The organism is Streptomyces filamentosus, assembly GCF_014654895.1.
In the GTDB taxonomy this organism is placed as follows: Bacteria; Actinomycetota; Actinomycetes; order Streptomycetales; family Streptomycetaceae; genus Streptomyces; species Streptomyces filamentosus.
This window is the reverse complement of record NZ_BNBE01000003.1, coordinates 300987-326726: the sequence shown is the minus strand read 5'-3', so window position 1 is coordinate 326726 and position 25740 is coordinate 300987. Positions and strand designations below refer to the sequence as shown.

Annotated in this window: 24 protein-coding genes and 1 riboswitch; of the genes, 5 read left to right on the top strand and 19 right to left on the bottom strand. The window is 72.8% G+C overall.

The genetic code is table 11. The features are described 5' to 3' along the window. Positions 1-161 precede the first annotated feature (161 nt). The 6 genes from IE326_RS28915 to IE326_RS28890 all read right to left on the bottom strand — a co-directional run bounded on the left by IE326_RS28915 (position 162) and on the right by IE326_RS28890 (position 5115). Entirely contained in the window at positions 162-917 is a 756-nt protein-coding gene (locus IE326_RS28915) for an endonuclease/exonuclease/phosphatase family protein (RefSeq protein WP_150227768.1), read from the bottom strand. Positions 918-990: 73 nt separating this feature from the next. Continuing rightward, positions 991-1932: an ROK family glucokinase gene (locus tag IE326_RS28910; RefSeq protein WP_030756618.1), complete on the bottom strand. Its 942-nt coding sequence runs from the start codon at positions 1930-1932 to the stop codon at positions 991-993. Between the two features lie 66 nt (positions 1933-1998). After that, positions 1999-2508, bottom strand: a complete 510-nt coding sequence (locus IE326_RS28905; RefSeq protein WP_150227769.1) for a DUF5304 domain-containing protein — start codon at positions 2506-2508, stop codon at positions 1999-2001. A gap of 64 nt (positions 2509-2572) precedes the next feature. Beyond that, the gene (locus IE326_RS28900) at positions 2573-3784 is read right to left on the bottom strand and encodes an ArsA family ATPase (protein WP_190043740.1); all 1212 of its coding nucleotides are present in this window, start codon (positions 3782-3784) and stop codon (positions 2573-2575) included. A 31-nt stretch (positions 3785-3815) separates the two neighbouring features. After that, on the bottom strand, positions 3816-4256 hold the full coding sequence (locus IE326_RS28895; RefSeq protein ID WP_150227771.1) for an SRPBCC family protein: 441 nt from the start codon (positions 4254-4256) through the stop codon (positions 3816-3818). 91 nt (positions 4257-4347) lie between these two features. Continuing rightward, positions 4348-5115, bottom strand: coding sequence for a metallophosphoesterase family protein (locus IE326_RS28890; protein WP_150227772.1), 768 nt, complete (start codon positions 5113-5115; stop codon positions 4348-4350). A 256-nt stretch (positions 5116-5371) separates the two neighbouring features. On the opposite strand from IE326_RS28890, the gene IE326_RS28885 reads away from it, so the two are divergent. Then, positions 5372-7168, top strand: coding sequence for an AMP-dependent synthetase/ligase (locus tag IE326_RS28885; protein ID WP_150227773.1), 1797 nt, complete (start codon positions 5372-5374; stop codon positions 7166-7168). A 74-nt stretch (positions 7169-7242) separates the two neighbouring features. Here IE326_RS28885 and IE326_RS28880 read toward each other — a convergent pair whose 3' ends face one another. Further along, positions 7243-8385, bottom strand: a complete 1143-nt coding sequence (locus tag IE326_RS28880) for a glycosyltransferase family 4 protein (protein ID WP_150227774.1) — start codon at positions 8383-8385, stop codon at positions 7243-7245. Between the two features lie 96 nt (positions 8386-8481). Here IE326_RS28880 and IE326_RS28875 point away from each other — a divergent pair, with 96 nt between their 5' ends. Then, positions 8482-9759, top strand: coding sequence for a glycosyltransferase 87 family protein (locus IE326_RS28875; RefSeq protein WP_150227775.1), 1278 nt, complete (start codon positions 8482-8484; stop codon positions 9757-9759). A gap of 1 nt (position 9760) precedes the next feature. On the opposite strand, the gene IE326_RS28870 is transcribed toward IE326_RS28875, so the two are convergent. The 5 genes from IE326_RS28870 to IE326_RS28850 form a co-directional block, all read right to left on the bottom strand. Next, on the bottom strand, positions 9761-10984 hold the full coding sequence (locus IE326_RS28870) for a hypothetical protein (RefSeq protein WP_190043739.1): 1224 nt from the start codon (positions 10982-10984) through the stop codon (positions 9761-9763). A 130-nt stretch (positions 10985-11114) separates the two neighbouring features. Continuing rightward, positions 11115-12155, bottom strand: coding sequence for a C40 family peptidase (locus tag IE326_RS28865; RefSeq protein WP_150227776.1), 1041 nt, complete (start codon positions 12153-12155; stop codon positions 11115-11117). A 187-nt stretch (positions 12156-12342) separates the two neighbouring features. Further along, positions 12343-13398 carry a C40 family peptidase gene (locus tag IE326_RS28860; RefSeq protein WP_150227777.1) on the bottom strand — a complete coding sequence of 352 codons (1056 nt, stop codon included), beginning with the start codon at positions 13396-13398 and terminating at the stop codon, positions 12343-12345. A gap of 265 nt (positions 13399-13663) precedes the next feature. Then, positions 13664-15028, bottom strand: a complete 1365-nt coding sequence (locus IE326_RS28855) for an NYN domain-containing protein (RefSeq protein ID WP_150227778.1) — start codon at positions 15026-15028, stop codon at positions 13664-13666. Positions 15029-15062: 34 nt separating this feature from the next. Beyond that, complete coding sequence (locus IE326_RS28850; RefSeq protein ID WP_030758128.1) at positions 15063-15305, bottom strand: hypothetical protein; 243 nt, start codon at positions 15303-15305, stop codon at positions 15063-15065. 161 nt (positions 15306-15466) lie between these two features. Between IE326_RS28850 and IE326_RS28845 the strand changes: the two genes are divergently transcribed. Beyond that, positions 15467-16210: a rhomboid family intramembrane serine protease gene (locus tag IE326_RS28845; RefSeq protein ID WP_150227779.1), complete on the top strand. Its 744-nt coding sequence runs from the start codon at positions 15467-15469 to the stop codon at positions 16208-16210. Next, on the top strand, positions 16207-16488 hold the full coding sequence (locus IE326_RS28840; RefSeq protein WP_030758121.1) for an Lrp/AsnC family transcriptional regulator: 282 nt from the start codon (positions 16207-16209) through the stop codon (positions 16486-16488). Before IE326_RS28845 ends, IE326_RS28840 begins: the two co-directional genes overlap by 4 nt. Before the next feature lie 96 nt (positions 16489-16584). On the opposite strand, the gene IE326_RS28835 is transcribed toward IE326_RS28840, so the two are convergent. The 6 genes from IE326_RS28835 to ctaE form a co-directional block, all read right to left on the bottom strand. Further along, on the bottom strand, positions 16585-17997 hold the full coding sequence (locus IE326_RS28835) for an aminotransferase class V-fold PLP-dependent enzyme (protein ID WP_190043738.1): 1413 nt from the start codon (positions 17995-17997) through the stop codon (positions 16585-16587). Between the two features lie 216 nt (positions 17998-18213). Then, a riboswitch (SAM riboswitch) is annotated at positions 18214-18330 on the bottom strand. Between the two features lie 85 nt (positions 18331-18415). Beyond that, positions 18416-19480, bottom strand: coding sequence for an anthranilate phosphoribosyltransferase (gene trpD, locus IE326_RS28830; RefSeq protein ID WP_150227780.1), 1065 nt, complete (start codon positions 19478-19480; stop codon positions 18416-18418). A 130-nt stretch (positions 19481-19610) separates the two neighbouring features. Next, the gene (qcrB, locus tag IE326_RS28825; protein ID WP_150227781.1) at positions 19611-21236 is read right to left on the bottom strand and encodes a cytochrome bc1 complex cytochrome b subunit; all 1626 of its coding nucleotides are present in this window, start codon (positions 21234-21236) and stop codon (positions 19611-19613) included. Continuing rightward, on the bottom strand, positions 21233-22285 hold the full coding sequence (gene qcrA, locus IE326_RS28820) for a cytochrome bc1 complex Rieske iron-sulfur subunit (protein ID WP_030758113.1): 1053 nt from the start codon (positions 22283-22285) through the stop codon (positions 21233-21235). The genes qcrB and qcrA overlap by 4 nt, the downstream gene beginning before the upstream one ends. Continuing rightward, entirely contained in the window at positions 22282-23091 is an 810-nt protein-coding gene (gene qcrC / locus IE326_RS28815) for a cytochrome bc1 complex diheme cytochrome c subunit (RefSeq protein ID WP_150227782.1), read from the bottom strand. Before qcrC ends, qcrA begins: the two co-directional genes overlap by 4 nt. A 74-nt stretch (positions 23092-23165) precedes the next feature. After that, positions 23166-23786 (bottom strand): aa3-type cytochrome oxidase subunit III, encoded by a 621-nt coding sequence (ctaE, locus tag IE326_RS28810; protein ID WP_150227783.1) that lies wholly within the window; start codon positions 23784-23786, stop codon positions 23166-23168. A 202-nt stretch (positions 23787-23988) separates the two neighbouring features. On the opposite strand from ctaE, the gene IE326_RS28805 reads away from it, so the two are divergent. Then, entirely contained in the window at positions 23989-24390 is a 402-nt protein-coding gene (locus tag IE326_RS28805; protein ID WP_150227784.1) for a DNA-binding transcriptional response regulator, read from the top strand. A 21-nt stretch (positions 24391-24411) separates the two neighbouring features. Here IE326_RS28805 and IE326_RS28800 read toward each other — a convergent pair whose 3' ends face one another. Beyond that, positions 24412-25668, bottom strand: a complete 1257-nt coding sequence (locus tag IE326_RS28800) for a L,D-transpeptidase (protein ID WP_190043737.1) — start codon at positions 25666-25668, stop codon at positions 24412-24414. Between the last annotated feature and the right edge of the window lie 72 nt (positions 25669-25740).

Below are 25740 nucleotides of genomic sequence, written 5' to 3'. Positions count from 1 at the left end.
GGCGGGGCCGGTCGTCAGACCGGCGCCCGGAGTCCGACCGCCGCCGGCACCGGCAGGTGGGCCGTGCCTCCCGACGCCGCTCTCGCACCACTCGGCGCCGGTGCGCCTCCCGGGCCTCGGCCGGCCGCGGCGGACTCCGCCCCCGGCCGCCGGGCCGGTCGTCAGGCCGGCGCCCGGAGTCTGACCGCCGCCAGTACCGGCAGGTGGTCGGTGGCGGCGGTCAGGTCGGCGGGGGCCGGGGCGGCGGGGACGCCGCAGCCCAGGAACTCGACGCCGTCCGTCGCCAGGACGGCGTCGACGCGGCTGCGCGGGGCGGCGGCCGGGAAGGTGGGGCCGGTGCCCAGGGGGCGGGCCTCCCAGCCGTCGCGGAGGGTGGCGGTGAGCCGGGTGAAGGCGGGGCCGCCGGGGCGTTCGTTGAGGTCCCCGGCGACGATCGCGTACGGGGCGTCCAGCGCGGCGACCCGGTCGAGGACCTGGCCGGCCTGGGCGTACCGCTCGTCCTCGCGCAGGCTCAGGTGGCAGCTGATCAGGCCCAGCCGGGCGGCTCCGAAGCGGACGACGGCGGTGGCGAGGCCCCGCCGGTGCAGGCCCGGGGTGAGCGGGAGGAGCACGTCCTCGGTCCGCTCGACGGTGGCGCGCAGCGAGCAGAGCAGCAGCGGTCCGGCGGCGGTGGCGCCGCCGGAGAGCACGACCAGCTCGCTCTTGGCGGCCAGCCGGGCCGCGTGCTTGCGCCAGCGGAAGAAGCGCGGGGCCTCCTGGACGAGGACGACGTCGGGGGCACAGGCCCGGATCACCCGGGCGAGGGCGTCCTCGTCGTCGCGCATCGAGCGGATGTTGTAGCTGAGGATGCGGACCACGGCGGTGCCGTCGGGCTCGGTACGGGAGGCGGGCAGCGCGCCGGTCGCGTCGGGTGCCATGGGCCCACCATAGGACGGATGCCCGCCCCGCCCGAGGGGGCGCGGCGGGCATCGACCCGGAACGGCGGCGGGATCAGCCCTGGCGGGCCAGGTCCGCGGCGCCGACGAGGCCGGCCTTGTTGCCGAGCTGGGCGGCGAGCACCTGGGCGTGCGGACGCCACTGGCCGCCGATCAGCCAGCGCCGGAAGGACTTCCGGATCGGGTCGAGGACGAGGTCGCCCTCGTCCGAGACGCCGCCGCCGACGATGAACGCGGAGGGGTCGAAGAGCGACGCCAGGTCGGCGAGACCGGCGCCGGCCCAGCGGGCCAGCTCGCGGAAGGAGTCGACGGCCACGGGGTCGCCCGCGCGGGCGGCCTCGCTGACGTGCTTGCCCTGGATGCCCTCGGGGGTGCCGTCGCCGAGGCCGAGCAGGACCTCCGCCCGCTCGGGGGTGGCGTTGGCGCGCTGCCGGGCGTAGCGGACGAGGGCGCGGCCGGAGGCGTACTGCTCCCAGCAGCCCTGGCTGCCGCAGCCGCAGAGCAGGCCGTCCGGGACGACCCGGATGTGGCCGAACTCGGCGGCCACGCCGAAGCGTCCGCGGCGCAGCTTGTTGCCGATGATGATGCCGCCGCCGAGGCCGGTGCCGAGGGTGATGCAGATGACGTCCTCGTGGCCCTGGCCCGCGCCGAAGCGGTACTCGCCCCAGGCGGCCGCGTTGGCGTCGTTCTCGACGACGACGGGCAGGCCGACGCGCTGCTCGACCTTGTCCTTCAGCGGCTCGTGCCGCCAGTCGATGTTCGGCGCGAAGAGGACGGTGGCGCGCTTGTCGTCGACGTATCCGGCGGCTCCGATGCCGACGGCCTCGATCTGCTGCCCCTTGCCCGCCTCGGAGACGGCGGCGCAGATGGCGTCGACGATGCCTTCGGGGGTCGGCGGGGTGGGCACCGTGTGGGTGTCGAGGATCGTGCCCTCCTCGTCGACCACGCCGGCCGCGATCTTCGTGCCGCCGATGTCGACGCCGATGGTGAGTCCCATGTGTCCCTCAGTTTTCGGTCGAGCCCCGCTAGGGCCCACCGTACCCGAGGGGAGGCGGCCCGCCGGTCAGTCGAGGTCGATGGGACGGCCGGTGGCGGGACCCTCGTCGCCGCCCCGGCCGGTCTCGGAGCCGGGCTCGCGGGGGGTGTCGGCGGAGGTCCGGGGGCCGTCCCCGGCGGCGGGGCCGCGGGTCCAGCGGGTCTCGTGGCCCTCGACGGCCGAGCGGTAGGCGGCGAGGAGTTCGCCGCCGGCCGCGGCGAGGTGGTCGAAGACCTGCGGGTTGCGCTCGATGACCGGTTCGACGGCGGCCTTCGCCTGGTGGACGAGTCCCCTGACGGTCTCGGCGGCCCGGTCGGCGGCCTCGGCGGCGCCCTGGCCTCCGAAGAGCCGGTCGCCGAGGAGCGGGGCGGCGGCGCCGAGTCCGCCGGAGAGCTTCTCGGCGACGGCCTCGAAGAGCTTGCGGAACTCCTCGGCGGGCGTGCCGGGTTCCTGTCCGTGCTCGGCGCGGCGGCGGGTCTTCTCCGCCTCCAGGTCCTCGGCGCAGGCCGCGGCCCAGGCGTCCGGATCGCTGCTCATGGCGTACTCCTCCGTCGGGCTCTCCTCGACTCCTCCCTTCGACGGTACACGCCGGAGGGGGCCGTCAGGAGGGCGTGGGCCACAGCCCGGGGTCGGGGGCGAAGCGGATGCCGAGGTCGCCGTCGACGAGGCCGGCGCCGGTGACGGTGCAGCGGCGCAGGGCGGCGGGCAGGGGCAGGGTGCGGCGGAAGGGTCCGGCGCCGAGGAGCAGTTCGTCGCCCCGGCGGACGAGGGAGAGCTCGCTCTTGGCGGCGCCGGGCAGCGGCAGGTGCCAGACGAGGACGCCGTCCTGGGCGCGCCGGTCCTCGACGGCCGGTGCGGGCGCGGGGACGGGCGGGAGTCCGGGGCGCACGGCGGCGAGGAGGGCGAGGTCCTGGGGGCCGCGCGGGTCTCGGCCGAGGTGCGGCAGCTCGTGCAGGAGGTCCCCGGCGCCGCCGCGGAGGGCTTCCAGGTGCCGGTGCTGCTGGGCGGTGAGGGCGGTGAGCCAGGGGTCGTCGGAGGCGGCGGGCAGCAGCCGGTTGGCGATCACGGCGTCGAGGGCGAGGCCCTGGAGGGCGAGGCCGAGGCGGGCCTCGCGGAGGGTGCCGGCGGCGGCCGGGCCGGGTTCGAGGACGAGCCGGACGGTGGTGCCGGGGGCTTCGACGACGGCCTGGACGGCGGCGAGCTCGGTCTCCCAGCGGGAGGTGGTCTCGTACAGCCACTGGGCCGGCATGGGGACGCCGGCGAGCTGGGCGAGCATCGGGCGCAGGGCGCGGGCGGCCTGCCGTTCGGGCGGCAGCAGCCGGCGCAGGTAGCGGCGGAGCTGCTCGGGCAGGGCGAGGACGGTCAGGGCCTCGTGGAGCGGCGGCAGGTCGACGACGGCGAGGTCGTGGTCGCCCGCGGCGGCCGTCCGCAGGGCCCGCAGCAGGGCGAACTGGCGGCTGCCGGGCAGTTCGGTGAGTTCGGCGTCCTCGAAGGGGGCGGCGCCGAGCAGGTCGAGAACGGTGCCGGAGCGGGCCTGGAGGGCGAGGAACTCCCGCCGGAAGTCCCCGGCGGGGTCGGGCCGCAGCACGGTGAGGCGCCCGGCGGTCTCCCCCGCGCCCCCCGCACCGCCCGTGGCCGCGCCCGTGGTCCCGTACGCGTCCCCGTCCGGCTCCCCGTACGCCTCCCCGGTCGGGTCCCCGTCCGGTGAGACGAGCAGGACGCGGCGGCCCGCGCGGGCCTCGGCGAGGGCGGTCGCGGCGGCGACGGTGGTGCGCCCGGCGCCGCCGGCTCCGGTGACAAGGATGATCCGCATGCGGGTGACGCTATCGCGGCCCCGCGGGGGCTCAGACCCGGGACTCCACGCGCTTCTTCAGGCCCGCGAGCGCGCGGTCGATGATGACCTTCTCTGCCTTGCGCTTGATCATGCCGAGCATGGGGATCTTGACGTCGACGGTGAGCTGGTAGGTGACCTCGGTGCGGTCGCCGGCGAGCGGGGCGAGCCGGTAGGAGCCGTCGAGGGAGCGCAGCATCTGGGACTTCACCAGGGTCCAGCTGACCTCGTTCGCCCCGGTCCAGGTGTAGGCGAGGGTGTGGTCGTCCTTGATGGCGCCGGCGTCGAGGACCAGCCGGACCTTCTCGGCGCGGCCGGCGTCGTCGGTCGTCAGGACCTCGGCCCGGGTGACCTCGCCGGTCCAGTCGGGGTAGCGGGCGAAGTCGGCGATCACACCCATGACGTCGGCCGGCGCCGCCTCGATGGTGATGCTCGAGCTGGTGTGTTCGGCCATCGCGGTGGCTCCTCCACTGTGCGGTCCGGCGGACGTACGTCAGGGCACACACGTGCCGGTGGAAGGCTATCGCGCCCCCGTGTCGCCCCCGTCACCACTCCAGGGCGAAGGGGCGCCCGGTGGCCGCGAAGTGTCCGACGTTCACGCACTCGGTGGAACCGATCCGCATCCGGCGGACCAGCGGCTGGTGGACGTGGCCGAAGAGGGAGTACCGGGGGCGGGTGCGGCGGATGGCGTCGAGGAGGGCGCGGCTGCCGCGCTCGAAGCGGCGGGCGACGGTGTCGTAGGTCAGGTCGGCGACGTCGGGCGGGATGTGGGAGCAGAGGACGTCGACCTCGCCGAGGGCCTCGACCTTGGCGGCGTACTCCTCGTCCGAGATCTCGTACGGGGTGCGCATGGGGGTGCGCAGGCCGCCGCCGACGAAGCCGAAGGTCAGGCCGCCGAGCTCGATCCGGGCGCCGTCGAGGACGGTGGTGCCGGGGGCGGCGTACTCGGACCAGAGGGCGGGGATGTCGACGTTGCCGTAGGTGGCGTAGGTGGGGGTGGGGAGGGCGGCGAACATCTCGGCGTACTGGCGGCGGACGGCGGCCTCGATGGCGGTGTCGCGGTCGACGTCGAGTCCGGCCCAGAGGCTGCGGCCCAGGTCGCGGGCCTCGTCGAAGCGGCGGGCGGTGCGCAGCTCGACGAGGCGGTCGGCGTTGGCCGTGCCGAAGAGCTCGGGGAAGATGCCCCGGCTGTGGTCGGCGTAGTCGAGGAAGAGGACCAGGTCGCCCAGGCATATGAGGGCGTCGGCGCCGTCGCCCGCCCGCGCGAGGGCGTCGGTGTTGCCGTGCACATCGCTGACCACGTGGACTCGCATGCGCCCACCCTAGGGCGTCGGACCTGCGGTTACTTGGGAGTCGGGAAAGCTGTGGATTACTGTGCGGAGAGGGTCGTCACGACGATGTGACGCAGAGAACATCTGGCCGGGACCCCCTATCGGGAACCGCGTACTGGTGGGTAACGTCCGGGCAGTCCACAGTCGTGCTCGCCCCCACCGAGCACCTGCCCGATCATGGACCGCACCGGTGCACCCACAGAGCCGTGGCACCGGAGCCCGATGAGGAGCAGCAGTCTTGCGCGAGTTCAGCCTTCCGGCCCTGTACGAGGTCCCTTCGGACGGCAACCTGACGGATCTCATCCGCCGCAACGCCTCCCAGCACCCAGACGTCGCCGTGATGGGCCGCAAGGCCGACGGCGTGTGGACCGACGTCACCGCCAAGGAGTTCCTCGCCGAGGTCCGCGGCGTCGCCAAGGGCCTGATCGCGGCCGGCGTCGGCGTCGGCGACCGCGTCGCGCTGCTCTCCCGCACCCGCTACGAGTGGGTGCTGCTCGACTTCGCCATCTGGAGCGCGGGCGCGGTGACCGTGCCGGTGTACGAGACCAGCTCGCCCGAGCAGATCCGGTGGATCCTCGGCGACTCGGGCGCCTCGCTGGCGGTCGTGGAGTCCGCCGCGCACCGGGCGTCGGTGGAGTCCGTGCGGGACGGGCTGCCGGAGCTGAAGGGCCTGTGGCAGATCGAGGACGACGCGATCGCCGCCCTGACGGCCTCCGGCGCGGAGGTCACGGACGAGACGCTGGACGCCCGGATGTCGGCGGCGACCGCGGACGACCCGGCGACCATCGTCTACACCTCGGGCACGACCGGCCGCCCCAAGGGCTGCGTGCTGACCCACCGGGCGTTCTTCGCCGAGTGCGGCAACGTGGTGGAGCGGCTGAAGCCCCTCTTCCGCACGGGCGAGTCCTCCGTCCTGCTCTTCCTGCCGGCGGCGCACGTCTTCGGCCGGCTGATCGAGGTGGCCTCGGTGATGGCCCCGATCCGCCTGGGCTGCCTCCCGGACATCAAGACCCTCACGGACGAGCTGGCCTCCTTCCGGCCGACGCTGATCCTCGGCGTGCCGCGGGTCTTCGAGAAGGTCTACAACTCGGCGCGGGCCAAGGCGCAGGCCGACGGCAAGGGCAAGATCTTCGACAAGGCCGCGCACACGGCCATCGCCTACAGCCGGGCGCTCGCCACCCCGCAGGGCCCGTCGCTGGGCCTCAAGCTCAAGCACAGGATCTTCGACAAGCTGGTCTTCTCGAAGCTGCGGGCGGTCCTCGGCGGCCGGGGCGAGTACGCGATCTCCGGCGGCGCGCCGCTGGGCGAGCGGCTCGGCCACTTCTTCCGCGGCATCGGCTTCACCGTCCTGGAGGGCTACGGCCTGACGGAGTCCTGCGCGGCGACCGCCTTCAACCCGTGGGACCGCCCGAAGATCGGCACGGTGGGCCAGCCGCTGCCGGGCTCGGTGGTGCGGATCGCGGACGACGGCGAGGTGCTGCTGCACGGCGAGCACGTCTTCACGGGGTACTGGAACAACGAGTCGGCGACGGCCGAGGCGCTGGCCGACGGCTGGTTCCACACCGGTGACATCGGCACCCTCGACGAGGACGGCTACCTCGCGATCACCGGCCGGAAGAAGGAGATCCTGGTGACGGCGGGCGGCAAGAACGTCGCCCCGGCGGTCATCGAGGACCGGATCCGCGCCCACGCCCTGGTGGCGGAGTGCATGGTGGTCGGCGACGGGCGTCCCTTCGTGGGCGCGCTCGTCACCCTCGACGAGGAGTTCCTGGGCCGCTGGGCGTCCGAGCACGGCAAGCCGGCCGGCACCACCGCCGCCGCGCTCCGCGAGGACCCGGAGCTGCTGGCCGAGGTGCAGCGGGCGGTCGACGACGGCAACGCCGCGGTCTCCAAGGCGGAGTCGGTCCGCAAGTTCCGCGTCCTGGCCTCCCAGTTCACCGAGGAGGCGGGCCACATCACCCCCTCGCTGAAGCTGAAGCGGAACGTGGTGGCGAAGGACTTCGCGGACGAGATCGAGGCGATCTACGCCAAGTAGCGGGCACGGCGGAAGGGGCCCGGCGCTCGGTGCGCCGGGCCCCTTCCCGTGTCCCGGAGCGGTTCCCCGAGTTCCTAGAGCAGTTCCCTGAGCCGTTCCGCCAGGAGGTCCCAGCGCCACTTCTCCTCCACCCAGGCCCGGCCCCGGCCGCCCATGCGGGCGCGGAGCTCCGGGTCGAGCAGGAGGGTGGTGACGCGGTCGGCGGTGTCCTCGGCGGACTCGCCGCGGACGACCCAGCCGGTCTCGCCGTCGAGGACGGCGTCGGGGGCGCCGCCGGAGTCCCCCGCGACGACCGGGAGGCCGGTCGCGGACGCCTCCAGGTAGACGATGCCGAGGCCCTCGACGTCGAGGCCGCCGCGGCGGGTGCGGCAGGGCATGGCGAAGACGTCGCCGGCGCCGTAGTGGGCCGGGAGCTCCGCCCAGGGGACGGCGCCGGTGAAGCGGACGGAGGCGGCGACGCCGGTCTCGGCGGCGAGCCCGCGCAGGTCCTTCTCGTACGGGCCGCCGCCGACGATCAGCAGGACCGCGTCCGGCACCCGCGCCAGGATCCGGGGCAGGGCGCGGATCAGGGTGTCCTGGCCCTTGCGCGGGACCAGCCGGGAGACGCACACCACGACGGGCCGGTCGGTGAGGCCGAGGCGGGCCCGGACCTCGTCGCCGCCGGAGCCCGGGTGGAAGGTCTTCTCGTCGACGCCGGGCGGCAGCTGCACCATGCGGCCCGCGGCGGCCGGGGTGAGGGCCGACGCGATCCGGGAGCGGGTGTACTCGCCCAGGTACGTGAGGGTGTCCGTGCCCTCGCCGATCCGCCGCAGCAGCTGCCGGGCGGCCGGGAGCTGCGCCCAGCCCGCCTCGTGGCCGTGGGTGGTCGCGACCAGCCGCTTCGCCCCGGCCCTGCGCAGCGCGGGGGCCATCAGCCCGAGGGGCGCCGCGGCGCCGAACCAGACCGACTCACAGCCGTGCTCGCGCAGCAGCGCGGTGGCCCGGGCGGTCACGCGTGGTGTGGGCAACAGCATGGTGGTGCGGTCCCGGACAACCGTGAAAGGCTGTTCCGCGTCGAACAGAGCGGTGGCCTCCGCCCCCTCGCGGCCTCGCTTCCACGTGGAGGCGTAGACCACGAGCCGGTCGGGGTCCAGTCGCAACGCCATGTTGTGCAGGAACGCCTGGATTCCGCCGGGACGCGGCGGGAAGTCGTTCGTTACGATCAGGGTCTTGTGCATCGTGACAGACAGTACGTGATGGCACGCGGCCGCACCCCACGCCCGGCACCACCCCTCTCCGCGCGAGCGGACCGACAGGACAGGAACAGGACAGGTATGACGGGCGCAGTGGAGATCGGCTCGCGCACGACCGGGCGGCTGCGGGAATTGCGCCTGCCGCTGGGGTTGTGGGCCCTGACCAGGATCATCCTCCTGCTGTGCGTGTTCAAGATCGTGGTCGTGCCGGGCCCCGACGTCACCAGTGACGTCGAGCAGATCTACCAGAGCTGGTACGAGGTCCTGAAGACCGGCACGTACCCGCAGGACGACGTCACCTGGCAGTACCCGCCGGCCGCCGCCCTCGCGATCCTCTCCCCCGCCCTGCTGCCGTTCCTGAACTACTCGGCCGCCTTCTTCGTGCTGGCGCTCCTGTGCGACGCCGCCGTCTTCGGGCTGCTCGTGCACACCGGGGGCCGGCCGGGCCGGTCGATGCGCGGCGCGTGGCTCTGGCTGGCGGCGGTGCCGCTGATGGGCCCGACCGCGTACGCCCGCTACGACATCATGGTCACCGCCGTGGCGGTGGCGGGGCTGCTCGCCGCGATCCGCAGCCCGCGGGTGCTCGGCGCGCTGGCCGGTTTCGGCGCGGTCCTCAAGGTGTGGCCGGCGCTGATCCTCGCGGGCACCCCGAAGGGCCGGGCGACCTGGCGGTCCTGGCCGGTGGCTGCCGGGGCGGCGGCGGGCGTGCTCGGGCTGTGCATGCTCTGGATGCCGGGCGGGCTCGCCTTCCTCTCCTTCCAGAGCGAGCGGGGCACGGAGGTCGAGTCGCTGGGCGCGATGGTCTTCCACGTGGCCCGGCACTTCGGCTGGGACGGCGAGGCGCGGATGAACTACGGCTCGATCGAGTTCCTCGGCCCCTACGTGTCCTGGGTGTCGAAGGGCGCGATGGCGCTGACCGTGGCCGCCTTCGGCTGGCTGCTGCTGTGGCGCTTCAAGGCGCGCCGCTTCACCACCTCGACGGTGGCGGACGCGGCCTTCGTGGCGGTGCTGCTCTTCACCGCGACGAGCCGGGTGATCTCCCCCCAGTACATGATCTGGCTGGTCGGCCTGGCGGCCGTCTGCCTGGTGTACCGCTCCAGCCGGATGCGGACGCCCGCGTACCTGATCCTGTGGGCGACGGCGGTGACGCAGTTCGAGTTCCCGGTCTGGTTCTCGCACGTGACGCAGAGCGACTGGCTGGGCGTCGGCGTGCTGTTCCTGCGCAACGGCCTGCTGATCGCGGCGACCCTGACGGCCTGCCGGATCCTGTGGAAGCACACGGTCACGGAGGCCGGGGTGACGATCCCGGTCCCGGCGGACCGCCCGGAGCGCGAGAAGGTGCTGACCGGCTCGGTCTGAGCTACCCCAGCTCCTGGCGCAGGTACGCCCGCCAGTCGGCCGTGAACTCCTCCGGGGTGGTGTCCAGGACCTCGCGCAGGGCGCTCTCCACGGCGCCGTCCCGGCCGGGGTGGGCGCCCGTCTCCCGGTAGAAGGCGGTCAGCCGCTCCTCGCCCCGGCGGTCGGCGATCATCGCGCAGGCCAGCCAGCCGGTCTCGTAGGCGCGGGCCAGTGCCTCCGCGTCGCCGCCGAAGCCGAAGTCGGCGTCCTCGGGGAGGGCGGCGGGCACGTTCCCGGCCCGGACCGCCCGGCGGAGCTCGGGGGCGGCCTCGGCGGGGGTGCGGCCGGTGTCCTGGTAGGCGACCCAGTCGGCGAAGCCCTCGGAGAGCCAGACCGGGGTGGCCGGGGAGGTGTGGGCGCGGGTGGCGACGTGGACGGTCTCGTGGGTGAGGATCAGCTGCCGGCCGAAGTCGCCGAGCACGTCGTACGCCTCGGGGTTGACGATCACCCGGTCCGCGGGGGCGTCGGCGCGGTGGTCGGTCTCGCCGGTGGTGACGGCGGCGATCCCCCGGTACTGCGAGCCGTCCACCGCGAGCAGGCCGCCCATGTCGTCGAGGGAGGCGGGGACGAGGACCAGCACCCGGCGGGCCCAGGCGGGGCTCCAGACGGCGTCGACGGCGGGCACCGCCCGGTCGGCGAGGCGCGCGATCTCGGCCAGCCGGGCACGATCCTGGCCGACCCCGAGGACCAGCGAGCGGGCGCCGTGCACGGCGGTGACCGTGCCCTGCTCCCAGAGCCGGACCGGGGCGCCCTCGGCGGGCCGCTCGCCGGTCACGTACCAGCGGCCGCCTCGTTCCACGAGGTCCACGACCCGGCCCGCGCCGAGGGCGCCCCGGTCGTGGCCGGCGATGCGGTGGCCGCGCTCGACGCGGGCGGTGAGCCGGTCCCCGCCGGTCCGTTCGACGCCGGTGACGCGGTAGCTCCAGCCGGCCAGCGGCACGTCGGCGAGCCGGCGGAACTCGGTGCGGGCGGCCGCCGCGTAGGAGGGGTCGGCGGCGGCGAGCCAGGCGGCCTCGTCGCGGTCGAGGAGGGCCCGGGCGTGCCGGTCGAGGAGGGACTGCACCTCGCGCAGGGCCGGGTCGGCGGGCCGGGCGGCGGTGCCGCAGCCGACGAGCGCGGCGAGGGCGAGGAGGAGGGCGAGCAGCACTCCGCCCGTCCGCCCCGCTCCGCGCCCCTGGTCCGCCACGCCTCAGATCGTACGGTCGGGTGACGGAATCCCGCCTCCCGGCCCGGGGACGGGACCGTCGGAGCGGGGGGAGGCGTCGGAGCGGGGGGATGCCTCAAAGCGGGGGTGGAAGGCGTCGGAGCCGGGAACGTCAGAGCCGGGTCACCGTCACGTGGGACATCATGTTCACCGGGTCGTAGCGGACCCGGGCGCCGGGGTAGGGGGCGTGGATGACCTGCCCGTTCCCGGCGTAGATGGCGACGTGGCTGGCGTCGCCGCGGTAGGTGACGAGGTCGCCGGGCCGCGCCTGGGAGAGCGGCACCTGCCGTCCCGCGTACCGCTGGGCGGCCGAGGTGCGCGGCAGGCTGATCCCGGCCTGCCGGTACGACCAGACCATCAGGCCCGAGCAGTCGAAGCCGGAGGGGCCGGTCGCGCCCCAGACGTACGGCTTGCCGACGGCGCTGCGGGCGGCCATCACCGCGGCGCTCCCCCGGGCGTCGCCGGACCCGGCGTCGGCCGGGGCCGGCGGGAGTTCCGTGCCGGGGGCGCCGGGGCCGTCCCCGGCACGGCCGCCGGAGCGGGAGGCCCGCTCGTAGTCGGCGCGCTCGGCGGCGGTGAGGGAGGCCAGGACCCGGCGGGCCTCGGCGAGCTTGCGCTCCACCGACCGCTTGTGGCGGGCCACCTCGGCGCGGCTGCGCTCCAGCTCGGTGAGGGCGGTGCGGGCCTCGGCGCGCTCCTGGTCGAGGCGGTGGCGCTCGCGCCGGAGCTCGGTGAGGGCGGCGCTCTGCCGTGCGGTCGCCCGGTCGAGGGCGGTGGCCCGGTCCAGGTAGCTGTCCGGGTCGGAGGAGAGCAGCAGGACGAGGGCGGGGTCGAGGCCGCCGGAGCGGTACTGGGCGCCGGCGAGCGCGCCGAGCGCGCCGCGCATCCGGTTCATGCGCTCCTGGCCGCGGGCCAGGCTGTCCTGTGCCTGGCGGACCTTGCGCCGCAGCGCGTCCGCCTTCTCGTCCGCCCGGTTGTAGCCCTCGGCGGCGCGCTCGGCCTCCTCGTAGAGCCGGTCGACCCTGGCGCGGGTGGCCTCGGTGCCGGCGCCCGGGTCGGCGACGGCGGGGACGGCGCCGAGGGAGGCCGCCGCGGTGGCCGCGGCGGCTGCGGTCAGGACGGTGACCCGGGCGGGTCGGCGGTGGGCGGCCACGGTGCGTGCTCCGTTCGGCTCGTGCGGACGACTGGCGCGGCAGACAGTAGCCGCTCGCCGTCCCCCGTCCAACGAAGGCGCCGGGCACACAAAAGGACGCCCCGCCGGAGACCGCGAGGTCACCGGCGGGGCGTCAGGTCAGCGGGGCGTGCGCCGAACCACCCGTTCGGGCGGCAGGCCGGGCGGGTCAGCCGCCGATGCGGACGCCGAACTGGAAGGTGCCCATGTAGTCCATGGACTCGTAGCGGACCACGGCGCCCGGCTTGGGGGCGTGCAGGATCGTGTTGTTGCCCGCGTACAGGCCCACGTGCGACAGGCTGTTGAAGAAGACCAGGTCGCCGGGCTTGAGCTGGCTGCGGCCGATCTTGGTGCCGTCGTTCTGCTGGGTGTAGGTGACCCGGGAGAGGCGGGCGCCCGCCTGGCGGTAGGCCCACTGCGTCAGACCGGAGCAGTCGTAGGCGTACGGGCCCTCTTCGCCGGACTGGTACGGCTTGCCGAGCTGGGTGGCGGCGGCGGCGAGGGCGGCGGCGCCCAGGCCGCTGGCCGGGGCCTCGTTGCCGAGGTCGACGCGGGGGGCGGAGGCGCGGGAGGCGCGCTCGGCCTTCGCGGCGCGCTCCTGCTCCTCCTGCTGGATGCGGGCGCGCTCCTCGGCGGTGAGGGTGTTGAGGAGCTTGCGGGCCTCGGAGAGCTTGCCCTGGATCTTCTTCTTCTTCTCGCCGAGGGTCTTGCGGACGTCCTCCAGGTCGGCGAGCTTCGCCGTGGCCTCGGCGCGCTCCTGGGCGAGGGCGCGCTGCTTGTCCTGGATGGAGGCGAGGACGTCGGCCTGCTGGTCCGTCACCCGGCCGATGGCGGACGCCTTGTCCAGGTAGTCGTCCGGGTCGGAGGAGAGGAAGAGCTGGAGCGCGGGGTCGATGCCGCCGGAGCGGTACTGGGCGCTGGCGACCGAACCGATCTGGTCCCGGAGGGTGTTCAGCTCCTGCTGACCACGTGCCACCCGGTCCTGGATCTGGCTGACCTCCTTCTGCAGCTTGCTGCGGCGCTCCTCGGCCTGGCTGTGCTGCTCGGTGGCCTCTTCGGCCTCGTGGTAGAGGTCGTCGACCTTGGACTTGACCTCGTCGATCTTCGGCTTGGGGGCCGCCTGGGCTCCGGTCTGGGCGGAGAACGCGACGGCGGCGGCCGCGGTCGCGGTGAGCACGGTCACACGGGTGCGGCTCGGCTGCTTGGGTCGACGGTGGGACGCCACGAAGGCGAGCTCCTTCTTCCTCGAGCCGCCCGGCCGGTCAGGGGCAGGCGGTTCCTCCACGGACCGCCCTGATGGGTGATCAACCGCGCGAAGGTTCGAGGCCCGACCCTAGTGACCAACTTGTGATCAGTTCAAATCCCGACGGCAAAAAACTCGCTCACGCACCACTTTATTTACATGCATCACACCGCCCGTGACGGGTACTTGACCGTCCGCCGTCCATAAAACGGGCATAGAACACAAGAGTTGCAACCCGGGCGAGTCTTTACGAGAGGCGTGAAAGCCGCTTCAGGAGCAGGGCGGACGACACCGGCCGCGCACCGGCCTTCGCGACGCCGTCGGCCACCTCGCGGTCGGTGGAGACCACGACGACCGGCCGGCCCGGCGGTTCCGCCCTGACCAGCTGCCGGATCAACTCGTCCGCCGTGACACCGGGCTTGGAGAAGAGCACCCGCACCCCGCGCGGCGGCGCGAGCAGCACCGGAGCGGCCAGCTCGGCCCCGTCGAAGACGCAGGTGACCTCGGCGCCCGAGCGGGCCGCGAGCGCGGAGAGCCCGCCGAGCAGCCGCAACCGCTGCTTCTCCAGCGGCATCGTTGGATAGCCGGTCTTGGTGACGTTGTAGCCGTCCACGACGAGATGGGTCTGCGGCAGCGTCAACAACTGGTCGAGCAGGGCCGGATCGGTCTCCGACAGGGCGCGGGTCGCGATGTCCTTCGGCGACATCCGCCCCGGCTCCACGGCGTCCACGGTGTCCGCCGGGTGCACCGACACCGGCGGCAGGGCCAGTTCGCGCCGCAGCCCCTGGGCCGCGTCCAGGACGGTGTCGAGGAGCAGCCGCAGCCGCATGTCCTCCACCGAACGCCCCTCGCGGGCCGCCCGGCGGCTCGCCTCCAGGGCCGCCTCGACCTCGCCCAGCCGGGCCTTGAGCCGCCGCGACTCGCTCTCGGCCGCGGACACCTGGGCGGCCGCCTCGGAGCGGGCGGCGTCCATCTCGGCCTGGGCGCGCCGCAGCGCCGCCTCGCCGCGCTTCACGTCGCTCTGCGCGCTGCGCAGCTTGCGGTGAAGCGATTCGGCTTCCTTGCGGGCGGTCTCCAGGTCGTGCCGCAGCTGCTCGGTCTCGCTCCGGGAGCGCTCGCGGGCGGCGGCCAGCTCCTCGCGGAGCCGCTCCACCTCGCGCCGGCCCGCCTCGTCGGCGCGCTCGGCGTCGGCCCGCTGGACCTCCTCGCCGGCGGCGGCCACGAGCTTGCCCCAGCCCGGCGGGCGGAGCACGTACGCCGCCGCGGCCACGTCGACGGGGTCGGCGGCGGCGGGCGGGGTGCCGGTCTCCACGGCCTCGGCCAGCTCCGGCTGGGACTGCTTGAACCGCTCGCCGATCCGCTGCCGGAAGAGCGGGTCGCCCTCCAGGGCGGCGGCCATCGCGTTGCCGGCGAACTTGGCGCGCCGGCTCGCGGTGAAACGGGCGTACTGCCGCAGGGGGGCGGGCAGCTCGGCGACGGTCAGGCCGCCGAAGGCGTCGGCGACCAGCGCGATCACCCGCCGCCGTACCCCCTCCGGCAGGGGATGGTCGAGCGTCTCGGCAGCGTCGGCCGCCGCGCCGGCCGGTTCGTCACCGTGCGCGGACTGCTCCACGATCCGTCACCCCTACTGTCGTCGGCGCCGTCCGTCAGGACTCGACGCCCGGCTTGTCCACCAGTTCGATCTGGTCCACCGCGTTGCACCAGCGGCAGCGGACCGACTCGATGGTCTCACTGACCACCTCGCGCTCCTCGACCTTGGGCTCCCCGGACAGGTCCAGGTGGACGTACTCGACGACCTTGGAGGAGCGCGTCACGTCGAAGCGGGTGAGGTTGCCGCAGAGGGTGCAGCGCCAGCGGGTCTCGGCGGTCGGCAGGGGAACCGTCGTCATGGTTGCCGTCCTTCTTCCTGTGGTGGTGGTACCAGGTACGGGAGCCGCGGTGCGCCGTCGAACTGCGGTGCTCGATCCCGTAACCCTACGGCCTCACCGGAGGCGGCCCGGCCCGGCGAGGCACTCTGTCCACTTCGTCCCTGTTGGGCCATGATCTGTCCATGATCGAGTGGCGAGGCACGGCCCTGGGCGCCCTCCGGGGCACCCGCACCGGACCCGCGGTGACCTACGGACTGATCGCCGCCTGCTGTCTCCTCTTCATTGTCAGCCCGGTCTCCGGACTCAACCCGGCGTACGGGACCGGGGACGAGGTGCTCGCGGCGCAGAGCGCCTACTTCCACCGCTGGGGGGTGGTGCCGGCGGAGCTGATGCGGGGCGGCTCCGGCGCCCTGCTCACCCCCTTCACCGCGCTCTTCGTGCACGGCGGGTGGCTCCACCTGCTCGGCAACATGCTCTTCCTCTGGGTCTTCGGCGCGATGGCCGAGGAGCGGATGGGGCACGTCGAGTTCGCCCTCTTCTACCTGGGCACCGGCTACGTCGCCCTGCTGGGCTACGCCGTGGTCCACGCCGACCAGGCGGACGGGGAGCAGACCCTGGTGGGCGCCTCGGGGGCGATCTCCGCGGTGCTCGGGGCGTTCCTCTTCCTCTTCCCCCGCTCCCGGGTGACCAGCCTCTTCCCCTTCCTCTTCTTCCTGCCGCTGCGCTTCCCGGCCTGGATCGTGCTCGTCTTCTGGTTCACGCTCCAGTGGCTGGCGGCCCGGGCCGCGACCGAGGGCCCCGGCGTCGCCTACCTGGCCCACGTGGTGGGCTTCTCCGTCGGCTTCCTCTACGCCTGGGTCCGGTTCCGGGGTGGGGATAGAGTGAAAACCCCAGCAGCGGCGACCGAGGGAGACAGCCAGCCGTGATCACCGCGATCGTCCTCATCAAGACCAGCGTGGACCGCATCCCCGAGATCGCCGAGTCGATCGCCGCGCTCGACAACGTCAGCGAGGTCTTCTCGGTGACCGGTACGTACGACCTCATCGCGATGGTCCGGGTGCCCCGCCACGACGACCTGGCCGAGGTCATCCCCGGCCGGATCAGCAAGATCCCGGGCGTCGAGGGCACCGACACCCACGTCGCCTTCCGCACGTACTCGCAGCACGACCTGGAGGCGGCCTTCGCCATCGGCCTGGAGTCCTGAGACCGGCCCCGCACGACGACGGCCCGGGTCCGCGGCACCGCTCTCGCACTTCCCTTCGAGGGGTGAGGGAGCGGGCCGGGGCCCGGGCCGCCGGTGTCAGCCGCGGTCGGGGACGCAGCGGCCGTCCTCCGTGCGGTACTTCCACTGGGCGCCGTCGCGGACCAGTTCCTTCACGGCGCCGACGAAGCGCTCGACGTGCTCGTCCGGCGTGCCGGCGCCGAAGCTGACCCGGATGGCGTTGAGCGAGCGCTCCCCCGGCTCCGCCTCGGGGGCGCCGCACTCGCCCGGGTCCTGCGCGTCGGAGCCGAGCAGGGTGCGGACCAGCGGGTGGGCGCAGAAGAGGCCGTCGCGGACGCCGATGCCGTACTCGGCGGAGAGGGCCGCGGCGAAGTGGGAGCTGTTCCAGCCGTCGACGACGAAGGAGATGACGCCGACCCGCGGGGCGTCGTCGCCGAAGAGCGACAGGACGCGGACCTCGGGGACCTCGGCGAGCCCGGCGCGGACGGTGTCGATGAGCTGCCGCTCGCGGGCGACGAGGGTGTCGAAGCCGGCCTCGGTCAGCGCCTTGCAGGCGGAGGCGATGGAGTAGACGCCGATGACGTTCGGGGAGCCGGCCTCGTGGCGGGCGGCGGTGGTGTGCCACTCGACGTCCACGCCGCCGTCGGCCCGGCGGGCCACCGTGCGGGAGGCGCCGCCGCCCGCGAGGTACGGCTCGGCGGCCCGGAGCCAGTCGGCGCGGCCGGCGAGGACGCCGGAGCCGAAGGGCGCGTACAGCTTGTGCCCGGAGAAGGCGACCCAGTCGACGTCCAGGTCCTTCACGGAGACCGGGTGGTGGGGGGCGAGCTGGGCGGCGTCGAGGACGATCCGGGCGCCGTGCGCGTGGGCGGCGGCGGCGAGTTCGCGCACCGGCCACAGTTCGCCGGTCACGTTGGAGGCGCCGGTGACGCAGACCAGCGCCGGGCCGTACGGGTCGCGGTCGGCGAGCGCGCGCTCCAGGGTCTCGACGGCCTGGGCCGGGGTCCGGGGGGCGTTGAGGTAGGTGACCTGGGCGTCGCGCCACGGCAGCAGGGAGGCGTGGTGCTCGGTCTCGAAGACGAAGACCTGGCAGCCGGCGGGGACGACCTGGGCGAGCAGGTTGAGCGAGTCGGTGGTGGAGCGGGTGAAGACGACCTGGTCGTCCTCGCGGCAGTCGAGGAAGCCGGCGACGGTGGCGCGGCTCTGCTCGAAGAGGTCGGTGGAGAGCTGGGAGAGGTAGCCGGCGCCCCGGTGCACGCTGCCGTAGTACGGGGCGTAGGCGGCGACGTCGTCCCAGACGCGCTGGAGGGCGGGGGCGCTGGCCGCGTAGTCGAGGGCCGCGTAGGTGACCTCGCCGCCGGTGACGAGCGGGACGGTGACGTCACGGCCGAGGACGGGCAGCGGCCCGGTGCAGCAGGCGTCGGCGGACCCGGCGGCGGAGGCGGTCTCGGTGGCGGAGGCGGTCTCGGTGGCGGCGTTCGGGCGTGCGGACATGGCGGTATCTCCCGGCGTGACAGGCGAGTGGCGTGAAGGACCCGCGGGGCGGCGCCGAACGGCGTACCGCGTACGGGTGTCGACCTCGACGCACGGCAGCGCGAAAGAAAGGGAAGGGTGCCGTACGGAGGGGGAAAAAGGGGCCGGAGGCCCTATCGCATTCGCTTGCTCACGAGACCGCTCCCTCGAGGACCAGGACCCCAGGGATGGCGCAGGGGTCCGCGCTTGCCGAGGACCTTGCTGTCCACGGCCTGGTCTTCACCCGGGGCACCCCGCCACGGACGGAGGGTTGCCGGACAGTCAGCCGGGGCTTGAGGACTGTCACTCATGACCTGTTGCCGAACGTATGCCACCGCTCGCGGTCCGCGCAACCCCGTCCGCATTCCGGGACGAGGCCGCGCGGGCCGCGCGGTGGGATTCAGGCGTTGCTGGCGGCGACCCAGCGGTCCAGGGCGGCGCGGGCGCCCCCGGAGTCGATCGACGCGGCGGCCTTCGCCATGCCGGCCCTCAGCTGCTCCGCCAGGGTGCCCTCGCCGGGCTCCAGGGCGGTGAGCGCCGCCGCCGCGTTGAGCAGCACCGCGTCCCGCACCGGCCCGGTCTCGCCGGCCAGGAGCCGGCGGGCGACGTCGGCGTTGTACGAGGCGTCGCCGCCGCGCAGCGCCTCCAGGGGCGCGTGGGCCAGGCCGACGTCCCTCGGGTCGAAGACCTCCTCGCGGACGGCGCCGTCCCTGACCACCCACACCCGGGAGGTGCCGGTGACGGTCAGCTCGTCCAGGCCGTCGTCGCCGCGGAAGACCAGGGCCGAGTTGCCGCGCTCGGCGAACACCCCGGCGACGATCGGCGCCATCCGCGGGTCGGCGACGCCGACCGCCTGGGCCTTCACCCCGGCCGGGTTGGTGAGCGGGCCGAGGACGTTGAAGGTGGTGCGGATGCCGAGCTGGCCGCGGGCGGCGGCGACGTGCCGCAGCGAGGGGTGGAACCTCACCGCGAAGCAGATGGTGATGCCGGCCTCCTCGGCGACCTCCGCCACCCGGGCGGGGGTGAGGCCGAGGTTGACGCCGAGCTTCTCCAGGACGTCGGAGGAGCCGGAGGCGGAGGAGGCGGCGCGGTTGCCGTGCTTGACGACCTTCGCGCCGGTGCCGGCGACGACGATCGAGGCCATCGTGGAGATGTTGACGGTCTTGGCGCCGTCGCCGCCGGTGCCGACGATGTCGACGGCCGGTCCCGGCACCTCGATCCTGTGGGCGTGCGCGTACATCGTCCGGACGAGTCCGCTGATCTCCTCGACGGTCTCGCCCTTGGCGCGCAGCGCCACCATGAAGCCGGCGATCTGCGCGTCGGTCGCCTCGCCGCTCATGATGAGGTCCATCGCCCAGGCGGTGTCGTCGGCGGAGAGGTCGTTCCCCTCCAGGAGGCCGTTCAGGAGGACGGGCCAGGAGCGGCCCGCCGTGGTAGGTCCTCCAGCGGGGGTCACAGCGCTCATGGCAGCTCCTGATGGTCGTGCGTCGGATGCGGGGTCCAGCCTATCGACCCCCGGGTACGGCAAAGAGCCCCGTCCATCGAATGGACGGGGCTCTCGCCGTGGCGACCTGCCTCAGGAGGTCAGGAGGGTCTCAGTGGTGGCCGTGGCCGCTCTGGATCTCCTTGTACTCCTCGAGGGTGGGCTTGGCGACCTGGTTGTCGTCGCCGTAGTAGCCCTTGTTGAGCTTGACCCGGAGCTTCTCCATCGCGCCGATCTTCCGCTCCACGCCGTTCTCGTCGACGGCCGGCGGCAGGGCCGCGGGCTCGTACTGCTCGTGGGCGGTGAGCTTGTACAGCTCGCCCTGGCTGAGCGGCTCGTGGACCTCGACGAACTCACCGTGCGGCAGGCGCTTGATGATGCCGGACTCGCGGCCGTGCAGCACCTTGTCCTTGTCCCGGCGCTGGAGGCCGAGGCAGATCCGCTTGGTGACGATGAACGCGATGACCGGGCCGACGAAGAAGAAGATCCGCACGAACCAGGTGATCGAGTTGATCGACAGGTGGAAGTGGGTGGCCCAGAGGTCGTTTCCACCACCGACGAGCATGACCATGTACGCGGTGATCCAGGCGACGCCGAAGGCGGTGCGCGTCGGAGCGTTGCGCGGGCGCTGCGCGATGTGGTGCTCGCGCTTGTCGCCGGTGATCCAGGACTCGATGAACGGGTAGACCGCGATCACCGCGAGGACCGCCGGGAAGATCGCCAGCGGGATCATCACGCCGAGGACCAGCGTGTGGCCCCACAGGTTGATCTCCCAGCCCGGCATGACACGGATCAGACCCTCGGCGAAGCCCATGTACCAGTCGGGCTGGGCGCCGGTGGACACCTGGTCCGGGCGGTACGGGCCGATGGCCCAGATCGGGTTGATCGAGGCGATGGCCGCGATGACCGCGATCACGCCGAAGACCAGGAAGAAGAAGCCTCCGGCCTTCGCCATGTACACCGGGAGCAGCGGCATGCCGACGACGTTGTCGTTCGTCCGGCCGGGGCCGGCGAAGTGCGTGTGCTTGTGGACGAACACCAGGATGAGGTGCGCGACCACCAGGCCCAGCATGATGCCGGGGAGCAGCAGCACGTGCGCCGAGTAGAACCGGGCGACGAAGTCGCCGCCGGGGAACTCGCCGCCGAAGAGGAACATCGACAGGTAGGTGCCGACGATCGGCACCGACAGGATCGCGCCCTGCATGAAGCGGACACCGGTGCCGGAGAGCAGGTCGTCCGGGAGCGAGTAACCGGTGAAGCCGGTGAACATGCCCAGGAAGAACAGCAGGAAGCCGAACAGCCAGTTGATCTCACGCGGCTTGCGGAACGCGCCGGTGAAGAAGACGCGCATCATGTGCACGAACATGCCGGCGAGGAAGATCAGCGCCGCCCAGTGGTGGATCTGCCGGATGAGCAGACCACCGCGCACCTCGAAGGAGATGTGCATGGTCGAGTTGAACGCCTCGGACATCAGCTGTCCCTGGAGCGGGACGTACGGTCCGGCGTACTCCACCTCGTTCATCGACGGGTGGAAGAACATCGTCAGGTAGACGCCCGTCAGGATGATGATGAGGAAGCTGTAGAGGCAGATCTCGCCCAGCATGAAGGACCAGTGGTCCGGGAAGATCTTCCGCATGTTGGCCTTGGCCAGCGTGTAGATCCCCAGGCGTCCGTCGGCCCAGTCGGCGACCCGCTCACCGGCGGGCGCCTTCTTCTGCGTGTTGGTCACAGTGCTCATCCGCGCTCCCAGAATGCGGGACCGACGGGCTCGTCGAAGTCGCCGTGCGCTTCGAGGAAGCCCTTGTCGTTCACGCCGATCCGCAGCTGCGGGAGGGCGTGACCGGCCGGGCCGAAGATGACTCGGGCGCCGTCGGACAGGTCGAAGGTGGACTGGTGGCACGGGCAGAGCACGTGGTGCGTCTGCTGCTCGTACAGGGAGATCGGGCAGCCGACGTGGGTGCAGATCTTCGAGAAGGCGACGATGCCCTCGTGCGACCACTCGAGCTCGCGCTTGTCCTTGATGTCCTCCGGCTGGATCCGGACGATCATCAGGGCGGCCTTGGCGATCTCGGTCTGGAAGTTGTGGTCGTGCTCCGAGAGGCCCTCGGGCATCGCGAAGGTCAGCGAACCGACGGCGACGTCCTCGGGACGCAGCGGCTCGTGCGTGTTCATGTTGATGAGCAGCTTGCCCTTGGCCCACAGCGTCGTGCGGAGCTTCTTCTCGGGCAGCGGACCCATGTCACGCAGCAGCACGACGCCGGAGAGCGGCACCAGGGCCAGCGCGCCGAAGAGCGTGTTGCGGATGAGCTTGCGGCGGCCGAAGCCGGACTCGGCGGCACCGGCCGCGAAGTCCGCCATGACCTTCGCCTTGACCTCGGGCGACGCCGCCATCGGGTGACGCTCGTCCGCCATCTCGACGTCGGACATCAGGGTGCGGGCCCAGTGGACCGCACCCGCGCCGATGAAGAAGAGGGCGAGGCCGAGGGTCCAGCCGAGGGCGAAGTTGAGCGCGGACACCCGGCCGAACGGCCAGATGTACACGATCTTGTCGACCGGGAAGATCACGTACGACGCGATGAAGCCGACGGTGGCCAGCATCGACAGCACGAACATGAACGCGACGGCGCGCTCGGAGCGCCGGGCGGCCTTCTCGTCGATGTCCTGGACGCGCGGCTTGTGGGGCGGGAGGCCCGGGTCGACGAACGGGTTGTCCGCGACCTTCACCGCGCCGTGCGCGGTGTCCTGCCCTGCCGGCAGGTTCTCTTCTGGAATCTCTTGGGTACTCATGACTTCTTGGCCTTAGCGGTGTGGGCCGCGACCCAGATGGCAACTGCGATCAGCGCGCCCAGACCGAAGACCCAGGCGAACAGGCCCTCGGAGACGGGGCCGAGGCCACCGAGCGAGAGACCGCCCGGGTTGTCGGCCTTCTCGCCGTTGACGGCCTGGACGTACGCGATGATGTCCTTCTTCTCCTGCTCCGGCATGGTGGTGTCCGGGAAGGAGGGCATGTTCTGCGGGCCGGTCTGCATGGCCTCGTAGAGGTGCTTCGGGCTGACGCCCTCAAGGCTCGGGGCGTACTTGCCGTAGGTCAGCGCGCCGCCCTCGCCGGTGAAGTTGTGGCACTGCGCGCAGTTGGTGCGGAACAGCTCGCCACCCTTCGCCGCGTCGGCGCCCGCAGGGTTGTACTGACCCTCGGTCGGCGTGATCGCACCGGCACCGAGAGAAGCGACGTACGCCGCGAGCTGGTCGATCTCGGCCTGCGTGTAGATGACCTTCTTCTTCGGGACCTGGGCGCCCGGCTGCTGGGCCGGCATGCGTCCGGTGCCGACCTGGAAGTCGACGGCGGCGGAGCCGACGCCGACGAGGGACGGGCCGTCAGAGGTGCCCTGACCGCCGGTTCCGTGGCAGCTGGCGCAGCCGACGGAGTAGAGCTTCTTGCCCTCCTCGATGGCGAGGGACTGGGCGGTTTCATCGGCCTTCGCCGTGCCCGCGGGCGCGAACGCGGCGTACAGCCCCCCCGTGGCCGCCAGCGCGAGAAGTAGGACGACGACCGCCGCCAGCGGATGGCGTCGTCGTGCGGAGAGCTTTTTCACGGATTACCCCGGTGTCAGGATCTTCTGCGTCGATGCTTGCTGGATGTCGGTCCGCCGTGACCGGCGGTGACCGACTACTTGATCATGTAGATCGTGGCGAAGAGGCCGATCCAGACGACATCGACGAAGTGCCAGTAGTAGGACACGACGATGGCGGCGGTTGCCTGCTCGTGAGTGAACCTCTTGGCGGCGTACGTCCGGCCGAGGACCAGCAGGAAGGCGATGAGACCGCCCGTCACGTGCAGGCCGTGGAAGCCGGTGGTCAGGTAGAACACCGTGCCGTACGGGTCGGACGAGAGCGAGAGGCCCTCGTGCTTGACCAGCTCGGTGTACTCGAAGACCTGACCGCCAACGAAGATGGCACCCATCACGAACGTGATGATGAACCACGTCCGGAGCTTCTTCACGTCACCGCGCTCGGCGGCGAAGACGCCGAGCTGACAGGTGAGGGAGGAGAGCACCAGGATCGTGGTGTTGGTCGCCGAGAACGGGAAGTTCAAGGCCGAGGCCTTTTCCGTCCAGAACTCGGGACCCGTCACCGATCGCAGGGTGAAGTACATCGCGAAGAGGGCCGCGAAGAACATCAGCTCGGAACTCAGCCAGATGATGGTTCCGACGCTGGTGAGGTTCGGTCGATTGACCGACGGGTGCGCGTGCCCGGTTTCTACTGTCGTTACTGTCGCCACGACCGACATTATGTCGGTCGCTTATCCCGCCCTCACTCCGGGGGGTGCCGTTCGGAGTGTCAGAGGGGTGTGTCCTGCCCGAACGGCCCATCGCGAGGGCCCTCCGGCACCCTTCGAACAGGTGTTGAACGGGTGTTGACGGGGTGTGGAGCGGAGTAGCATCCGGCGCACCGGTCGAGGACGACCGGCCCGCCTTCCGGACGGAGGAACGATGCAGTCGAGTGCCACGGTCCTGGTCTACAGCGACGACGCGAACACCCGGGAGCAGGTCCGGCTCGCCGCCGGGCGGCGGCCCGCGGCGGACGTGCCCCCGGTGGAGTTCGTGGAGTGCGCCACCCTCCCGGCCGTGCTGAAGCGCCTCGACGAGGGCGGGATCGACGTCTGCGTGCTCGACGGCGAGACCACGCCGGCCGGGGGCATGGGCGTCTGCCGGCAGATCAAGGACGAGGTCTTCCACTGCCCGCCGGTGCTGCTGCTCATCGGGCGCCCGCAGGACGCCTGGCTGGCCACGTGGAGCCGTGCGGACGCCGCGGTCACCCTTCCGGTGGAACCGGTCGAGTTCGCGGCGTCGCTCGCGGGCCTGCTCCGCTCCCGCCTGTCGCTCGACGCGTAGCGCCGGGCTGCGGGGCGGGTTTCAGAAGGACAGCGGCCTGAGGCGGGCCCTGGTGTCGCGGGCGGCCGCCGGGTCGCCCTCCTCGGCCACCAGGGCACTGCCCCGGCGCCACTTGTCCCAGGGCATGTTCCAGTCGCCGAAGCCGTTGCCGAAGGTGTCCATGAGGTCGCCGGAGCTGTTGACGGTGCGGACGACGTCACCCGGACGGACGGTCTCGTAGAACCAGGCGGCGTTGTCGGTGGACATGCCCACGCAGCCGTGGCTGACGTTGGCGACGCCCTGGGAGCCGACGGACCAGGGGGCGGCGTGCACGTACTCGCCGCTCCAGGTGACCCGGGTGGCGTAGTACACCGGCAGGTCGTACGACTCCGAGCTGCCCTCGTCGATGCCGATGCTGGTGCCGCGCATCCGGACGTAGTACTCCTTGCCGAGCACCACCTTGATCCCGTTACGGGTGGAGAAGCCCGGTTTTCCGGTGGTCACCGGAATGGTGTTGATCACTTCTCCGTTGCGCCGCACGGTCATGTGGTGCGTCTCGGCGTCGGCGACGGCCTCGATCCGGTCGCCGATCTTCAGCCGGAGCGGCTCGGACGGGCCGCCGTAGAGCTTGTCGCCGACGCGCAGGCCGTCGAGGTTGCCGGTGACGGAGACGAGGGCGCCGGCCGGCCAGTACTCCTTGGGCCGGAAGTGCAGCTTCTTGTCGTCCACCCAGTACCAGGAGCCCTCGACGGCGGGCGTGGAGCGGACCTTGAGGGCCCGTTCGACGACGGCGCGCGCGGCCCGGTCCTTGACGGGGAGGCTGAGGTCGGCCGTGATCGGCTGCCCCACGCCGTAGGTGCCCGCCTCCGGCCCGAAGGCGACGGTCAGAGCCCTTTTGGCCTGAGCCGTCTCGAACGTGTACGTACGGGCGCCTGGGGCGCCGTCCTCGTCCTCCGTGGCCACTCTGACGGTGTACCGGGTCCCGGCGGCCAGCGAGGCCGTGGAGCGCCAGGTGCGGCCGTCCGCGGTGAGTTCGCCCGCCAGGTGGCGGCCGGCCGCGTCGGTGGCGGTGACGTCGGCGATCCGTGCCTCGTCGCCCTTGGCGCTGATCTCCAGCGGCTTCTCGGGGTCCAGGCGGGTGCCGTCTGCGGCCGCGAAGGAGATCTCGTCGGCCGCGTCGTAGGGACTCGCCGACAGCGGATGGCCGCCGGAGCCCGCGCACGCCGTCGCGCCCGCGGTGACGAGGAGGGCCAGGAGCGTGCAGCTCACAACAGTCCGGATGCGCGGCGTGTCGTTCATGACCTCACGCTAAGGACAGTTCCCCGCGCGGGCGCGCCGAGCGCGGCAAAAGAGGGGCCCGGCCGCTTCGCG